This is a genomic window from Brachybacterium nesterenkovii (assembly GCF_900163655.1).
GTDB classification, from domain to species: Bacteria; Actinomycetota; Actinomycetes; order Actinomycetales; family Dermabacteraceae; genus Brachybacterium; species Brachybacterium nesterenkovii.
In genome coordinates this window covers 1-14,401 of record NZ_FWFG01000101.1, presented here as the reverse complement: position 1 = coordinate 14,401, position 14,401 = coordinate 1, and the positions used below count along the sequence as shown (strand labels likewise).

At 72.9% G+C, this 14,401-nt stretch carries 14 protein-coding genes and 1 tRNA gene; 6 read left to right on the top strand and 9 right to left on the bottom strand.

Going from position 1 to position 14,401, the window contains the following annotated elements; genetic code table 11:
• Nucleotides 1–2: 2 nt before the first annotated feature.
• The 3 genes from FM110_RS11745 to FM110_RS11735 are packed head-to-tail and all read left to right on the top strand — an operon-like array spanning nt 3 to nt 3,377.
• Complete coding sequence (locus tag FM110_RS11745) at nt 3–1,373, top strand: MFS transporter (protein ID WP_087104943.1); 1,371 nt, start codon at nt 3–5, stop codon at nt 1,371–1,373.
• Nucleotides 1,370–2,368: a glutathione S-transferase family protein gene (locus FM110_RS11740; RefSeq protein WP_087104942.1), complete on the top strand. Its 999-nt coding sequence runs from the start codon at nt 1,370–1,372 to the stop codon at nt 2,366–2,368. The genes FM110_RS11745 and FM110_RS11740 overlap by 4 nt, the downstream gene beginning before the upstream one ends.
• A gap of 10 nt (nt 2,369–2,378) precedes the next feature.
• The gene (locus FM110_RS11735; RefSeq protein WP_087104941.1) at nt 2,379–3,377 is read left to right on the top strand and encodes a glutathione S-transferase family protein; all 999 of its coding nucleotides are present in this window, start codon (nt 2,379–2,381) and stop codon (nt 3,375–3,377) included.
• A 58-nt stretch (nt 3,378–3,435) separates the two neighbouring features.
• On the opposite strand, the gene FM110_RS11730 is transcribed toward FM110_RS11735, so the two are convergent.
• From FM110_RS11730 to FM110_RS11720, 3 genes are all read right to left on the bottom strand, one after another.
• A complete protein-coding gene (locus tag FM110_RS11730; RefSeq protein WP_234992400.1) occupies nt 3,436–4,137 on the bottom strand; it encodes an alcohol dehydrogenase catalytic domain-containing protein in 702 nt (233 codons plus the stop codon).
• A 381-nt stretch (nt 4,138–4,518) separates the two neighbouring features.
• The gene (locus FM110_RS11725) at nt 4,519–5,286 is read right to left on the bottom strand and encodes a hypothetical protein (protein ID WP_087104940.1); all 768 of its coding nucleotides are present in this window, start codon (nt 5,284–5,286) and stop codon (nt 4,519–4,521) included.
• Between the two features lie 45 nt (nt 5,287–5,331).
• Nucleotides 5,332–5,419 (bottom strand) — tRNA-Ser (locus FM110_RS11720).
• A gap of 244 nt (nt 5,420–5,663) precedes the next feature.
• On the opposite strand from FM110_RS11720, the gene FM110_RS11715 reads away from it, so the two are divergent.
• Together FM110_RS11715 and FM110_RS11710 are read left to right on the top strand one after the other, a co-directional pair.
• The gene (locus FM110_RS11715; protein ID WP_087104939.1) at nt 5,664–6,545 is read left to right on the top strand and encodes a hypothetical protein; all 882 of its coding nucleotides are present in this window, start codon (nt 5,664–5,666) and stop codon (nt 6,543–6,545) included.
• 61 nt (nt 6,546–6,606) lie between these two features.
• Entirely contained in the window at nt 6,607–7,551 is a 945-nt protein-coding gene (locus FM110_RS11710; RefSeq protein WP_087104938.1) for an NAD(P)H-quinone oxidoreductase, read from the top strand.
• A gap of 64 nt (nt 7,552–7,615) precedes the next feature.
• On the opposite strand, the gene FM110_RS11705 is transcribed toward FM110_RS11710, so the two are convergent.
• A complete protein-coding gene (locus tag FM110_RS11705) occupies nt 7,616–8,758 on the bottom strand; it encodes an HAD family hydrolase (protein ID WP_234992398.1) in 1,143 nt (380 codons plus the stop codon).
• Nucleotides 8,755–10,020: a serine--tRNA ligase gene (serS, locus tag FM110_RS11700; protein WP_087104937.1), complete on the bottom strand. Its 1,266-nt coding sequence runs from the start codon at nt 10,018–10,020 to the stop codon at nt 8,755–8,757. The genes FM110_RS11705 and serS overlap by 4 nt, the downstream gene beginning before the upstream one ends.
• Nucleotides 10,021–10,225: 205 nt before the next feature.
• Between serS and FM110_RS11695 the strand changes: the two genes are divergently transcribed.
• Nucleotides 10,226–11,425, top strand: coding sequence for a diacylglycerol/lipid kinase family protein (locus FM110_RS11695; protein WP_087104936.1), 1,200 nt, complete (start codon nt 10,226–10,228; stop codon nt 11,423–11,425).
• A 150-nt stretch (nt 11,426–11,575) separates the two neighbouring features.
• Here FM110_RS11695 and FM110_RS11690 read toward each other — a convergent pair whose 3' ends face one another.
• From FM110_RS11690 to FM110_RS11675, 4 genes are all read right to left on the bottom strand, one after another.
• On the bottom strand, nt 11,576–11,842 hold the full coding sequence (locus FM110_RS11690) for a metal-sensitive transcriptional regulator (RefSeq protein WP_200810237.1): 267 nt from the start codon (nt 11,840–11,842) through the stop codon (nt 11,576–11,578).
• A gap of 2 nt (nt 11,843–11,844) precedes the next feature.
• Nucleotides 11,845–12,033: a hypothetical protein gene (locus tag FM110_RS11685; RefSeq protein WP_087104935.1), complete on the bottom strand. Its 189-nt coding sequence runs from the start codon at nt 12,031–12,033 to the stop codon at nt 11,845–11,847.
• Between the two features lie 341 nt (nt 12,034–12,374).
• The gene (gene pheA / locus FM110_RS11680) at nt 12,375–13,352 is read right to left on the bottom strand and encodes a prephenate dehydratase (RefSeq protein WP_087104980.1); all 978 of its coding nucleotides are present in this window, start codon (nt 13,350–13,352) and stop codon (nt 12,375–12,377) included.
• Between the two features lie 19 nt (nt 13,353–13,371).
• Nucleotides 13,372–13,950, bottom strand: a complete 579-nt coding sequence (locus tag FM110_RS11675; RefSeq protein WP_087104934.1) for a GNAT family N-acetyltransferase — start codon at nt 13,948–13,950, stop codon at nt 13,372–13,374.
• Nucleotides 13,951–14,401 lie beyond the last annotated feature (451 nt).

Genomic DNA, 14,401 nt, shown 5'->3' with positions numbered 1-14,401 from the left:
CCATGACCAGCCCCGCTCCCATCGCCTCGCCCGCGTCCGCCACCGCGCCCGCAGCCTCCGCCGCGCCCGACGCTGCGGCCGCGACGACCCCCACCCCCTCCCCGCAGTCCCGGCGACGCCTCGGCGCCGCCCTCATCGGCAGCGCCGTCGAGGTCTTCGACTGGACGATCTACTCCACGTTCGCCGCCTTCTTCGCCGCCTCCTTCTTCGGCCAGGGCGGCGACCGCACGGCATACCTCGAGACCCTCGTCGTCTTCGCGGTCGGCTTCATCGCCCGCCCCTTGGGCAGCCTGGTCTTCGGGCGCATCTCCGACGTGCACGGACGCCGCGCCTCCCTCCTCGCGACCTCCGCCACGGCGCTGATCGGCACGCTGCTCATCGCCGTCGCCCCCACCGCCCAGACGATCGGCCTCGGCGCCGCGATCCTGCTCGTCGTCGCCCGCATCGTCCAGGGCCTCGCCCACGGCGGCGAGCAGCCCGCCGCCGGCGCCTACATCTCCGAGATCGCCTCGCCGGGCCGCCGCGGCGCCTGGTCCTCGCTCATCTACGTCTCGATCATGCTCGGCGGCGTCGCCGGCACGCTCCTGGGCGCGATCCTGTCCAGCACGCTGGGACCGGATGCGCTGACCGCCTGGGCCTGGCGCATCCCGTTCCTCGTCGCCGGGGTCGCCGGCGTCATCGCCGTCGTCCTCGTGTCGCGCCTCGAGGAGACGAGCGTCTTCGAGGCCACCGCGGCGGGCCCGCGCCCCAGCCTCCTGCGCGAGATGCTGCGCTCCTGGCGCCCGGCCCTGCAGATCATCGGCCTCACCCTCGGCATCACCATCGCCTTCCAGAACTGGGCGGCGATGGCCGGCTACCACATCGCGATCTTCGACGCTGATCCCACGGCCGTCATGTGGGCCTCCGTCGCCGCGAACGTCCTGGCCATGATCACCCTGCCGCTGTGGGGCCGCCTGTCCGACCGCATCGGGCGCCGCCCCGTGGTGCTGATCGGCTTCATCGGCGTCGCCGTCACGACCTGGCCCCTCATGCGCCTGCTCGACGGCTCCTGGCAGCACATGCTGCTGGCGATGGGCGTCTCGCTCGTGCTGCTGGCCGCGCCGCTGTCGATCCTGCCCGCCCTGATGGCCGAGCTGGTCCCGACGTCCGTCCGGACCATCGGCGTCGGCTTCAGCTACGCGCTCGCGACCGCGATCTTCGGCGGGACCGTGCCCGCGCTGCAGGCGTGGATCGCCGGGACCTGGGGGCCGCAGAACTTCGGCGTCTACGTGACGCTGGCCGTGCTCGTCTCCCTCGGCGTCGCCCTGACGATCCCCGAGACCCGCGCCAAGGACCTCACCGACCGCCCCACCACCGAGGAGCTGCCCGCATGACCGCACGATCCGCCAAGGACACGTCCGTCCACCTCGATGCGGAGGCGGGCGCGGGCGGCGAGTTCCGCCGCCAGACCAACCGCTTCACCACCCCGTTCGGCGACGGACCGGGCGAGCTGCCCGTCGAGGCGGGCCGCTACCGCCTGATCGTCGGGCTGCTGTGCCCGTGGGCGCACCGCCAGCTGATCGTCCGCGAGGTGCTGGGGCTGCAGGACGTCATCTCCGTGGGCGTCGTCGACCCGATCCGCGGCGACGACGGCTGGCAGTTCACCCTCGACGAGGGCGGTGTCGACCCCGTGCTGGGCATCCGCACCCTCGCCGAGGCCTACCGGCGCTCCGACCCCGAGTTCACGGGGCGCCCCACCGTCCCGGCCGTGATCGACCTGACCACCGGCGGTGTCGTCACGAACGACTACCACCATCTGTCCACGCAGTTCGAGACCGTCTGGCGGCCGCTGCACGCGCCCGGAGCCCCGGACCTGTACCCCGAGGAGCTGCGCGGCGAGATCGACGAGATCAGCGCGCTCGTCTTCGACCGCGTCAACAACGGCGTCTACAAGGCCGGGTTCGCCCGCACCCAGGAGGCGTACGAGCAGGCCTACGAGGAGCTCTTCGCGACCCTCGACGGGCTCGAGGAGCGCCTGGCCACCCGGCGCTTCCTCCTCGGCGACCACGTTACGGACGCCGACGTCCGCCTCTACCCCACGCTCGCCCGCTTCGACGCCGCCTACCACGGCGCCTTCCACTGCAACCGCCAGCGCCTGACGGAGTTCCCGCACCTGTGGGGATACGCCCGCGACCTGTACGCCCTGCCGGGCTTCGGATCCACCACGGACTTCGACCACATCAAGCGCCACTACTACTCGATCCCCATCGTCCGCAGCGAGTACGGGATCGTGCCCGCCGGGCCCGACGAGAGCGCCTGGCTGGTCCCCGCGGACCGCGCGGCGCTGTCGTCCACGCCCGATGAGCCCTACCGCCGTCCCGCCGCCTGAGGAGGCCCGCATGACCGACACCGCCGCATCGGCCCGGGGAGAGATCCCCGAGACCACGACCGAGACCGACGGGAAGGGCGGGTTCTCCCGCCAGACCAACGCCTTCACGACGCCGTTCGGCGACGGGCCCGGCGAGCTGCCCGTCGAGGCCGGCCGCTACCGCCTGATCGCCGCCCTCATCTGCCCGTGGGCGCACCGCCAGCTGATCGTCCGCGAGGTGCTGGGGCTGCAGGACGCCATCTCCGTGGGCATCGTGAACCCGCGCCGCGACGATCGCGGCTGGAACTTCTCCCTCGACGAGGGCGGCGTCGACCCCGTGCTCGGCATCGAGTTCCTCATGGACGCCTACCGGGCCGCGGACCCCGACTACGACCGGCGCGCGACCGTCCCCGCCGTGGTCGACGTCACCACCGGCAAGGTCGTCACGAACGACTACCACCACCTGTCCACCCAGTTCGAGACCGCCTGGCGGACGCTGCACGCGCCGGACGCCCCCGACCTCTACCCCGAGGAGCTGCGAGGCGAGATCGACGCCCTGAGCACCTGGCTGTTCGACACCGTGAACAACGGGGTCTACAAGTGCGGCTTCGCGACCGGGCAGGAGGCGTACGACGCGGCCTACGACGCCCTGTTCGCCGGTCTCGACGAGCTCGAGGAGCGCCTGGCCACCCGGCGCTTCCTGTTCGGCGACCACATCACCGACGCCGACGTGCGCCTGTACGTCACGCTCGCCCGCTTCGACGCCGCCTACTACGGCGGCTTCAAGGCCAACCGGCAGCGCCTCGTGGACTTCGAGCACCTGTGGGTGTACGCGCGCGACCTGTACCAGACCCCCGGCTTCGGCTCCACGACCGACTTCCAGGCCATCAAGGAGGGGTACTTCGGCTCCCAGGGCGTCACCAGCGCCTACGGCATCATCCCCAAGGGGCCCGACCAGTCGGGATGGGACGCCCCGCACGGGCGCGAGGCGCTCTCCGCGACGCCGCAGGAGCGGTTCCGGAGGCGGTGACGGGCCGCTCGTGACGGGCGGGGGCCGCTCGTGACGGGCGGCTGTCGGCGAGCCCGCCTCAGACCTCCGAGATCCGCAGGACCGGCTTGATCACCTCGCCCGAGACGCTGTCGGCGATCGCCTGCTCGACGTCCGCGAGCTCGTACATCCGCGCCAGCTCGTCGAACGGGAAGCGCCCCTGCCGGTAGAGGCCGATCGCCGCGGTGGGCGAGTTGCGGGCGGCCATGATCGCGGCGAGTCCGACGGCGCCGACGCCGAACACCACGACGGCGTCCCCGGCCTGGGGCTTCGCGGTGTTCATGATCGCGCCGGCCCCCGTGCTGAGCCCGCAGGCGAGCGGCCCGAGGATCTCGAGGGGGAGATCCGCATCGACCTTCACCAGCGAGCTCGCGAGCGCGATCGAGTAGGTGGCGAAGGACGACTGCCCGAAGAAGTGGCCCGAGACAGGGGTGCCGTCGGGGCGCGAGTAGGCGCTGGTCCCGGCGTTCGGGCCCATGAACCGCACTCCCGCGCCGACGGCGGGGCCGAGCAGGTCGCAGTACTTGGGCTCGCCGCGCCGGCAGTTGCGGCAGCTCCCGCAGGAGGCCCAGCCCATGACGACGTGATCGCCGACGGCGAGCCGGTCGACGCCCTCGCCGAGCTTCTCGACGACACCCGCGCCCTCGTGCCCGAGCACGCCGGGCAGTGGCAGCGGGAGGTCGCCGTGACGGGTGATGGTGTCGGTGTGGCAGACGCCGGTGGCGACGAGGCGGACGAGCACCTCGCCCGGGCTGGGTTGGCGAGCTCGAGGGTCTCGACGGCGAGCTCGGCTCCCGTGTGGTCGGCGACGACGGCGGTGATCTCCATGGTGTTCCTCCTCGGCAGGGCACGCGCGCGGCGGACCCGGGCCGGGCCGCTCTGCCGTGGCGTGATGCGCTTCACGGTACGTCCGCTGCGGGCGGGTCGAACGGGCCTTTCGGCCGGACGCCGGATCAGGACACGGGGCTCCTGTGGTCGGGCGGCGCCCATATGGTCGGCAGATGCACGCAGGAGTCCCGCTTCCGGCGGCACCGCTGACAGAACCGGTAGCCATGCGTGCAGACGCTCCTCCTGCGAGGGCCGTCTGCACGCATGGCTACCGGTTCTCGCAGGAGCCCGCCCCTCAGATCACCTGCGGGCTCGGGTATCCCATCGCCGCCCACTGCGCACCGGTGAGCTTCACGGTGATCCCGGCGCCCTGGTAGTAGATGTCCGGCGAGGACGCGTAGCGGAACACGCGGTCCCCGCTGATGCGGGTGACGCTCATCGGCGTCGGGAAGCTCAGGTCGCGCCAGTCGCCGTAGCTGAGCTTGTAGCCCTGGCCGGCGGCGACGTCGGTGAGCATGAGGATGTCGCCCGACCAGGAGAGCTTCACCAGCCCCTCGTTGCGCCGCACCTCGGGTGCCGGGTAGCCGGCCGCGGCCCACTCCTGCGGGGTGAGGCGGTGGCGGGTGCCGTCGGGGGCGAGGACGAAGATGTCGCTGTTGAGCTCGAGCCGGTAGTAGTACGAGCCCTCGATCCACCCGGCGATCCGCGGCGCCGGCTTGCCCGCCCGCGTCCACTCGTCGTACTCGATCTTCTCCCACATCCAGTCGTCCCGGTCCGGACCGAAGTACGTCACCGCGTAGATCGACGGCGACCACGGGTACTTCACGAAGTCGCTGGAGGCACGCCGCGCCGCCGGGAAGCCGAGGTCGCGCCAGCCCGCGTAGTCGAGGGTGTAGAAGCAGTCGCAGGCGGTCGACGCGTAGACGAGGTCGGAGCTGTAGGACAGCGAGTAGACGCCGGTGCGGTCCACCCGCGCGGAGGCGGGCCCGGCCCCGGCCAGGATCAGCACGGCGGCGAGGGCGGGGGCGAGGAGCGCGGTGACGGCGCGTCGGGCAGCGAGCATGGGGACCTCGAGCGGGAGAGGGCGCAGGGAGGAGCAGAAGCACGGCGGAGGGTGCGGGATTCGAACCCGCGGTACAGGGTCACTGCACAGTGGTTTTCAAGACCACCACATTCGGCCGCTCTGTCAACCCTCCCGGCCCGCCGGAGCGGGCCGATCCAGGATACCCGGCGTCTCCAGGTCGTCCGCGGGTCCGACAGCAGCTCCTCTCTATCCGCCCTGCAGCACTCCACCATCTCCTGCACCGTCCCCGCCCGGCCACCGCCCGGCCTGCTCTGCCGCGCTCTTCGCCGCTGTCCCCATCTCGTCGGTCGGCCCTTGCGCCTAGAGTCGACGAGAGCGGCGGGACCTCCCCTCCGCACAATACCCCGGGGGCAGCCATGCCGCAGGAGCACCGCGACCGCCACGGACGCAGCTGGCACGAGGACGACTACGCGCAGATCATCACCGGGCTGCGTGAGGGCCTCGACGACGATGCCCTCGCCGGCCGCCTCGGACGCACCACCGGTGCCGTGCGTGCACGGGCGAAGTACCTGGTGAGCACCCCCGAGGACATGGTGCTGGGGCGACTCGACACCGAGACCATGGCCGAGCTGCGCGAGCGCGTCTGTTCCGACCCTTCCTTCGCATGGCATCGCCACGCACGGGCATGGCACGAGTTCCGGGACCTGCCGTTCCTCGACGCCGCCCTGGACGACCTCCTGCGCACCGCCTGGGCCGATGGGGAGCCGCGCCTGCCGCGGATCAGCGCCGATACCGGCGTGCGCGAGCAGGAGCTGGCCGAGCGCATCATCGACATGGACCTCGCGGCAACCCGGGAGGAGGTCGTGGACCGTCTGGGTTGCACGCCGGGCAACGCGCTCGCCCGGTCGCTGTCGCGGCCGCCGGCACAGCTGGCTTCCACCCGGGCAGAAGCAACAGGGCCCCGCGCCGCGCTCGACGCCGGGACCACGCGCGACGGAGCGCCCGACGACGCAGACGGAGCGCACCTGTCGTCGCCGGCCGACGAGGAGCCGCAGCGACCGGGCGTGAGCCCCGTCGACGAGGCATGGGTGCTGATCGTCCACTCCCGCGAGGGGATCCAGCATGTCTCGCTCCACCCGTCGCGTGAGGCCGCTGCCCTGGCCCTCATCGACGCCGACACCACGGCCGCGGCGGCGTCGGGCGCCGTCCCCTACCGGTGGGCGATCGCGCACCGCACGCTCGGCGCCGGGGACGCCGGGACCGTCGAGCGCGGCATGCACCTGCGCGACATCGACTGACCCCGCGCGCACAGCAGCCACCCCGTCGGGCCGCGCTCACCTGCCGCGTAGCCTGGCGTCCATGCGCGCGATGACCATCACGGACGACCACCGCCTCATGCCCGTCGACGTCCCCGAGCCCGTCCCGGGACCGGGCGAGGTGCTGGTCGATGTAGCGGCCTCGGGCGTCAACCGCGCGGACCTCGCGCAGGTCGCGGGGCACTATCCGCCGCCTCCGGGCGCCTCGGAGCTGCCGGGACTGGAGGTGTCCGGCCACCGCCGCGACACCGGCGAGGCCGTGGTCGCGCTGCTGGCGGGCGGCGGGTACGCCCACACCGTCGCCGTCCACGAATCCCACCTGCTGCCCGTCCCCGCGGGCATGGACCTCGTGACCGCCGCGGGGCTCGTCGAGGTCGCCGCGACCGTCGTCTCGAACCTGACGCTCGAGGCCGGCCTGACCGCGGGCGAGACGCTGCTGGTCCACGGGGGCACGGGCGGGATCGGGGCGTTCGCGCTGCAGTACGCCTCGGCGCTCGGCGCCCGCGTGCTCGCGACCGTCGGCTCCGACGACGCGGTCGCGACCGCCCGCGAGCTGGGCGCGGAGCTCGCCTGGAACCGTCGCACCACGGACGTGGTCGCCGCCGTCCGCGAGGCGGGCGGGGCCGACGTGATCCTCGATGTCGTCGGCGGTCCGGCCCTCGGGGACAACGTGCGGATGCTCCGCGAGCACGGGCGCCTGGTGGTGATCGGCACGATCGGCGGGCCGGTGGGCGAGCTGGACCTGGGGCGCCTCATGGCGCGTCGCGCCCGCGTGATCGGCACGACGCTGCGCTCCCGCGGGATCGAGGACAAGGCGCGGATCCTCGCGGCGACGCGCGAGCGGGTGTGGCCGCTGGTCGAGGCCAGACGCATCCGCGTGCCGGTCCATGCGGTGCTGCCGCTCGAGCAGGCCGCCGACGCCCACGCGATCCTGCGCGCGGGCGGTCACGTGGGCAAGGCGGTCCTGACGGTGGACGGGAAGCGCTGAGGCGCGACCACGCGGGACGACGAGCCCTGCCCGGATCGTGACGGACCCGGCGTACCGGCGCGGGTCAGGCGCCGAGAGCCTCGAGCACCTCGGCGGTGCCATCCTCCCAGACGGTGCCGGTGCGCAGGTCCGCGGCCTCGGCCACGCCGTCCAGGGCCTGTCCCATCGCGAAGCCGACGCCTGCCCAGCGGAGCATCTCGACGTCGTTGAAGCCGTCGCCCACGGTCACGGTGTCGCCCTCGGGGATGTCCAGGCGCTCGCGGATGGCCTCGAGCGCGGTCGCCTTGGAGACGCCGGGCGCGGCCATGTCGAGCCAGGCGGTGGTGCCGATGGCGTACTCGACGCCGTGGACGCCGGCGGAGCGGACGATCTCGCTGAACTCCTCGGCGGACAGCGCCGGGTCGTGGACGACGACGCGCACCGCCTCCATCTGCGTGAGCTCGTCGAACGGGGTGGGCGTCGCGCGCACGCCGAAGCTGTTGTCCTGGAACTCGCCGGTGGAGAAGAACGACCCGTCGGGGGCCTCGAGGGCGAATCCGGCCCGGGGTGCGACCTCGCGCAGCGCGGCGAGCGCGGCGCCGGGCTGGAATGACTGCACGTCGACCACGCGGAAGCCGTCGCGGGCCTCGGCGTCGATCTGCAGCGTCACGCCGCCGTTGGAGCAGACGGCGAAGCCGCGCGTCACGCCCGCGGCGCGGACGATCGGCAGGGTGGCCCCGATGGAGCGGCCCGTCGCGATGACGACGTGGTGCTTCTCGGCGGCGCGCTGCAGCGTGCGGTGCATGCGCTCGGTCATCATCCCGTGGTGGTCCACGAGGGTGCCGTCGACGTCGAGGCCGATGAGGACCTCGCGCTCCCCCCTGTCCCCCACGGCGGCGCGGATGCGGTCGCGGAGAGCGGGATCGAGGTCGGTCGAGGTGGCGGTGGCTGCGGTCATGGCGCCCACGGTGCCCTGTCCGCGTGACGCCCGCGTGAACGATGCCCGACGCAGGCGTGCGAGGGAGCGGCGCAGGCGGCCGACGCGCTTGTCGTCGGGCGCTGGGGCACCCTTGCCCGCCCCCTGCGTCGACGTGTCGTCAGCGCGCTCGCCCGCGTCGTCCGTCGGATTGCTCCCAGCGCCCTCGGGCGCACCATGCGTCGACGTGACCTCGGCGCCCTCGTCCGCGCGGTGCTCGCCGGTGCCCTCAGCGCCCTCGTCCGGGCTCATCGGTCGACGGGCTCGAAGACCTCGCGTCCGCCCAGGAACGGGCGCAGGCCCTCGGGCACGACGACGGAGCCGTCGGGGAGCTGGTGGTTCTCGAGGATCGCCGCGATGAAGCGCGTGGTCGCGAGCGTGCCGTTGAGCGTGGCGACGGGACGCAGGCCCTCGGCGGTGCGCTCGCGGATGTTCAGGCGTCGCGCCTGGAACTGCGTGCAGTTCGAGGTCGAGGTCAGCTCGCGGTACGTGTCCTGGCTGGGCATCCACGCCTCGCAGTCGAACTTGCGGGCGGCGCTCGTGCCGAGATCCCCGGCGGCGGTGTCGATGATCCGGTAGGGAACGTCGATGAGCGCCATCATCTCCTTCTCGTAGCCGAGCAGGCGCTCGTGCTCCGCGTAGGACTCCTCGACGCTGCAGTAGCTGAACATCTCCACCTTGTTGAACTGGTGGACGCGGATGATCCCGCGGGTGTCCTTGCCGTAGCTGCCGGCCTCGCGGCGGTAGCAGCTGGAGTAGCCGACGTAGCGCACGGGCCCCTCGGACACGTCGATCACCTCGTCGCGGTGATAGCCGGCCAGGGCCACCTCGCTGGTGCCGACGAGGTAGAGGTCGTCGCCCTTGTCGAGGTGGTACACCTCATCGGCGTGCTCGCCGAGGAAGCCGGTGCCGTCCATGGTCTCGGGCAGCACGAGCGTGGGCGTGATCATGAGGGTGAAGCCGTTGGCGGTGGCCTTGGCGATCGCCGCGTTGGTCAGCGCGAGCTCGAGCTCGGCGCCCACGCCGCGCAGGAAGTAGAAGCGGGCACCGGACACCTTCGCTCCGCGCTGCATGTCGATCGCGCGCAGTCCCTCGGCGACCTCGAGGTGGTCCTTGACCTCGAACTCGAACGCCGGGGTCTCGCCGACGGTCTCGCGGGTCTCGAAGTCCTCCTCGAGACCGGCGGGGGCGCCCTCGGCGATGTTGGGGATGGCGCGCAGGGCGGCATCGCGGGCGGCGGCGTCCTCCGCCGTCTGCGCCTCGAGGCGCTTGACGTCCTGGGACAGCTGCTTGACCTGCGCCAGCAGCGCCTGCTTCTCCTCGCCCTGGGCGGCGGCGACCTTCTTGCCGAAGGACTTCTGCTCGGCGCGCGCGGACTCGAAGGCGGTGGTGGCCTCGCGCCAGCGGGCGTCGGCCTCGAGCACGGCGTCCACCGCGGAGGGGTCGCGACGGCGCGCCGTCAAGGAGTCGCGGACGACATCGGGATTCTCGCGCAGGAGCCGCAGATCGATCATGCGCCCCAGGGTACCGGGCGCCTCCGACGGACGAGGCGTCGGCACGGGGGCACCGGTTCCAGGCAGTCATCGGCGCAACGCCAGCGAAGCGCCAGCGGACATCGTCCCGTCGGCGACCATGCCCGGGACTCTGCTCTCGGCCCGCGAACCGTCCGGTCGACGCGCACCCCGTCCGTCCGTCGGAGCGGGGAACTATCCTGTCGGCATGGATGCGGCCCTGATCCTCCCGCTCGTCTCGTGCGCGCTGACCCTCATCGCGCTCGTGATGCTCGGCGCCGTCCTGCACCGCCAGGGCACAGACCGGGCCACGCTGCGCGACATCGACCGACGCACCCGGGCGGGCGCCCGCGCCGCATCGACCGCGACGCCGGACGCAGCCCCCGCCCGTGCGACGAACGCGGCGGGCGCGGCGGGCGCCGACGACGATGAGCCGACGGAGTCCGATGCGGCCGCCGAGGGCGCGCACCTCCCCCACATCGCCGTCGTCCTGAACCCCTCCAAGCACGCCGATCCCGAGCGCTACCGCGAGTACCTGCACCAGAGCATCGAGCGCTTCGAGGGCAGCCAGGCGCGCTTCTACGAGACCACGCGCGAGGATCCCGGCTACGGGCAGGCGCTGCAGGCGGTCCGCGACGGCGCCGACCTCGTGATCGCCGCCGGCGGCGACGGGACGGTGCGCACGGTGGCCGCGGCCCTCGCGGGCACGGACACAACCATGGCCGTACTGCCCGTGGGCACCGGCAACCTGCTGGCCCGCAACCTCGACGTCCCCCTCGAGGATGTCGCCGGGGCGCTCAAGGTGGCCCTCCACGGCCGCGACCGCATGGCGGACGTCGGCTGGATGCGCTCGGGCCGCACGCCGCAGGAGCTCGAGATCGCCCGCCCGGAGATCTTCCTGGTGATGGCGGGATTCGGGGCGGACGCGGAGATCATGGGCGCCACCAGTCCGACGATGAAGCGCCGCATCGGCTGGATGGCGTACGTGGTCGCGGGCGCGAAGTACGTGGCGGGGCGCTCGCAGGACGTCCACATCACCCTGCCGGGAGGGACGCGCCGCACGATGCTCGCGCGCACCGTGCTGATCGGCAATGTGGGCAAGCTGCCCGGCGGGATCGTGCTCATGCCCGACGCGGAGATCGACAACGGGCGCCTCGAGGTCCTCGCGCTCGGCTGGCGCGGCGCGGCCGGGCTGGGACAGATCATCGCCCAGCTCGTGACGCCGCGCATGAGGGTGCAGACGCCGCGCACCACCACGGTCGAGCGCTTCCTCGTCTCGCGCGTGGAGATCGTCTCGGGCAAGCCCCTGCCCGTGCAGTACGACGGGGACCCGGACCGCGAGGCCACGCACATCACGGCGTGGGTCGAGCCCGCCTCGCTGCGCCTGCGGGTGCCGCAGGACGCCTGACACCGCGTGAGCACCCGCAGGACCAAGAGCGCACCTGAGACGCCTCGCATGGGGGACCGCGCATGGGGGACCGCGTGCGCTCCAACCGCGTCCAGCCCGGCACGGCATCGCACTGGGCTCGCGGTGCCCGAGCCGGCAGGGGGCCGCCGCTCAGGCGAGGGAGAGGAAGAGCTTCTCCATCTGCGCCAGGGTGCGCTCGCGCTCGTCGGCGTCCGCCTCGGCCAGGCAGTGCTGCAGCCCGGTGGCGATGATCGCGAAGCCGGCGCGGTCGATCGCGCTCGAGACGGCCGCGAGCTGGGTGACCACGTCGGCGCAGTCGCGCCCCTCCTCGATCATCCGCAGGATCCCGCCGATCTGGCCCTGGGCCCGCTTGAGGCGGGCCACGGCTCCGGCGAGCTCATCGGCCTCGAGCTGCACGCTCAGCGTCCCAGGATGCGCTGGAGGAAGCCCTGCTTGGGGGCGCTGCCCGCGCTCGCACCGGCGCCGTCGGCGTGCTTGCCGTCGCACCACTGCGAGGCCGGCACGCTCTTGCGCACCGCATCGATGTGGTTGCCGCAACCGGCCCAGGTGGTCTTGCCGCAGGTCTTGCAGGTGACGGGACGACACATGTCGGCCTCCTCCTCCGACGGGCCCCGGGGCCGCGCCGATCGATCAACAGGTCGAGGCAAGCATACCCCCGGGGGTACCAATGCTGGGCTGGAACGCACGGCTTCGCCGCGAGGGGCCCCATGTTCCGAGTGAACGCGGACAGGCCCGGGCCCAGGACGGCGAGACGGGCCCGGTGACAGTGAGACGGGCTCGACCCCGCGTTCGGCGCGCTCACCTTCCGCCAGTGGAACGCCAGCGCGCCGGACGCACAGACGCACAGGGACACGGGCACACGGACAGCCCTCGCACTCGGTCGAGCATCCCCGGTCGCACCCCGCGGGTCGTCACGCCCCGCCCGCCGTCACTCCCCCGCGGACTCCCCCGGCGTGATCATCTCCGACAGCGCGTCCACCCAGGCCCGGGCGTCGTCGTAGGCGGCATCGTCGGTCGCCTCGGCCACGGTGGAGCGCACGCCGTCGGCCCGCGGATAGGAGCCGAGGTAGTGGACGACGGGGCACACCCGATGCAGCGAGCGCAGCGCCGCCGCCACGCGCCGATCCTCGAGATGCCCCTCGACGTCGAGGGAGAAGGAATAGCGGCCCAGGGCGTCGCCGATGGGCCGCGACTCGATGCGCGAGAGGTTCACGCCGTTGGCGTTGAACAGCTCGAGCATCTCCAGCAGGGCGCCCGCCCGGTTATGCGCCAGGTGCACGACCAGCGTCGTCTTGTCGGCCCCGGTGCGCGGGGGGATGCGGTGGTTGCGCGTGACGAGCACGAAACGGGTCTGCGCACCGCGGTTGTCCTCGATCCCGCGGGCCAGGATGTCCAGCCCGAAGTGCTCGGCGGCCAGGGGCGAGCAGACCGCGGCGCGGCCGTGCGCCTCCTCCTCGGAGGCCTCTGCGAGGGACTGCGCGGCGGCGGCCGTGGACGAGGCCGGCTCGACGGCGGCGTTCGGCAGGTGCGCGCGGATCCACCCCTGCACCTGGGCCTGCGCATGCGGATGGGAGGCGACGGCGCGGACGTCGGCGAGCGCCGTCCCCGGCCGGGCCGCGAGCACGAAGGTGATCGGCACGACCTGCTCGGCCACGATCGTGATGCGCTTGGTCGCCGCGAGCACGTCGAGGGTGCCGGAGACCCCGCCCTCGACCGAGTTCTCGATGGGCGCCATGATCGCGTCGATCTCGCCCTCGACCAGGGCGGTGGTCGCGGCGGCGACGCTCGGGAACGGCCGCAGCTCGGGCGCATCCTCCGCGGTGCGGGTGCGCGGCGTCTGCGCGAGGGCCTGGAGCAGCGCCTGATGGGTGAATGTGGTCTCGGGGCCCAGGAATCCGTAGCGCATGAGCATGAGGCTAGTCCCGTCAGGCCGCGGGCCGGGTCGGGCGGGCCGCGGCGCCGATCCAGTATCGGCGCATCCCGTCACTCCCGCTTTCTCCCCCGCCGTCGAGCCGCCCGTCTGCTCCGCCACCGTCGAGCCGCCCGCCGTTGGCCTCGATCGTGCGGCGCGATCCCTCGTTGTCCTCGCGGCAGGTGACGAGCACGGGGTCGATCCCGAGGGCGCGGGCCTCCTCGACGCCGGCGGCGAGGGCCGCGGTCGCGACCCCGCGCAGGCGGGCGTCGGGCCGCACGCTGTAGCCGATGTGCCCGCCGACGTCGAACAGGAAGCGGTTCAGGGCGTGACGGATCGCGAGGAAGCCGACGAGGCGACCGTCCTGCTCGATCCAGCGATCGGTGCAGTGCACCCGTCCGGGAGCGGGTTCGCGCGCCGTGTCCGCCTCGCCCAGACGATGCTCGAGGTATGCGCCGAACCCCGCCTCCGAGGTATCGATCTCCTCGCCCGCGTCGAAGCCGGAGCCGTCCACGGCACCGCCGTCGAACGCGGCGATGAGCTCGGCCCAGTCGGCGCGGCGGGAGGGATCGAGGGCGATGAGGCGGATCATCGCCTCACGATAGCGACGGGCGCGGCCGCCGCGAGGAGTCGTCCCAGATGCGCGTCCGGGGCGGGGACATCGCCGACGAGACCCACAAGGTCGCCCCGGACGCACACCCGGGGCCGTCTGCCGCGGCGGCCGCGACAGATATGGGCGCAGGAGAGCCGGTCACCTGCATATGTGCGGGTGACCGGCTCTATGACGCCCACATCTGCGGACGCCATGCCGAAACCGCCCCTTCGACTCGGTCCCAAGGCCCCTTCGGCTCGCCCCGGTCCGCCCTCGGCAGCCCTTGGCCTCCGCACCGCGGCAACGAGCAGCCGACGCTCAGCGCAGCTTCCAGACCGGCTTCCGATGCCGCCGCTCAGCCCAGCCGAGTCCTGCCCAGTCCTGCTCAACCCAGCTCAGCTCAGCTCAGCTCAGCTCAGCTCAGCTCAGCTCAGCTCAGCTCAGCTCAGCT

Excerpts from the sequence above, each read along its gene's own strand:
- FM110_RS11740 (WP_087104942.1), top strand. The coding sequence starts at position 1,370 with ATGACCGCACGATCCGCCAAGGACACGTCCGTCCACCTCGATGCGGAG.
- serS (WP_087104937.1), bottom strand. The coding sequence starts at position 10,020 with ATGATCGATCTGCGGCTCCTGCGCGAGAATCCCGATGTCGTCCGCGAC.
- FM110_RS11675 (WP_087104934.1), bottom strand. The coding sequence starts at position 13,950 with ATGATCCGCCTCATCGCCCTCGATCCCTCCCGCCGCGCCGACTGGGCC.
- FM110_RS11710 (WP_087104938.1), top strand. The coding sequence starts at position 6,607 with ATGCGCGCGATGACCATCACGGACGACCACCGCCTCATGCCCGTCGAC.
- pheA (WP_087104980.1), bottom strand. The coding sequence starts at position 13,352 with ATGCGCTACGGATTCCTGGGCCCCGAGACCACATTCACCCATCAGGCG.
- FM110_RS11715 (WP_087104939.1), top strand. The coding sequence starts at position 5,664 with ATGCCGCAGGAGCACCGCGACCGCCACGGACGCAGCTGGCACGAGGAC.
- FM110_RS11725 (WP_087104940.1), bottom strand. The coding sequence starts at position 5,286 with ATGCTCGCTGCCCGACGCGCCGTCACCGCGCTCCTCGCCCCCGCCCTC.
- FM110_RS11735 (WP_087104941.1), top strand. The coding sequence starts at position 2,379 with ATGACCGACACCGCCGCATCGGCCCGGGGAGAGATCCCCGAGACCACG.
- FM110_RS11695 (WP_087104936.1), top strand. The coding sequence starts at position 10,226 with ATGGATGCGGCCCTGATCCTCCCGCTCGTCTCGTGCGCGCTGACCCTC.
- FM110_RS11705 (WP_234992398.1), bottom strand. The coding sequence starts at position 8,758 with ATGAGCCCGGACGAGGGCGCTGAGGGCACCGGCGAGCACCGCGCGGAC.
- FM110_RS11685 (WP_087104935.1), bottom strand. The coding sequence starts at position 12,033 with ATGTGTCGTCCCGTCACCTGCAAGACCTGCGGCAAGACCACCTGGGCC.
- FM110_RS11745 (WP_087104943.1), top strand. The coding sequence starts at position 3 with ATGACCAGCCCCGCTCCCATCGCCTCGCCCGCGTCCGCCACCGCGCCC.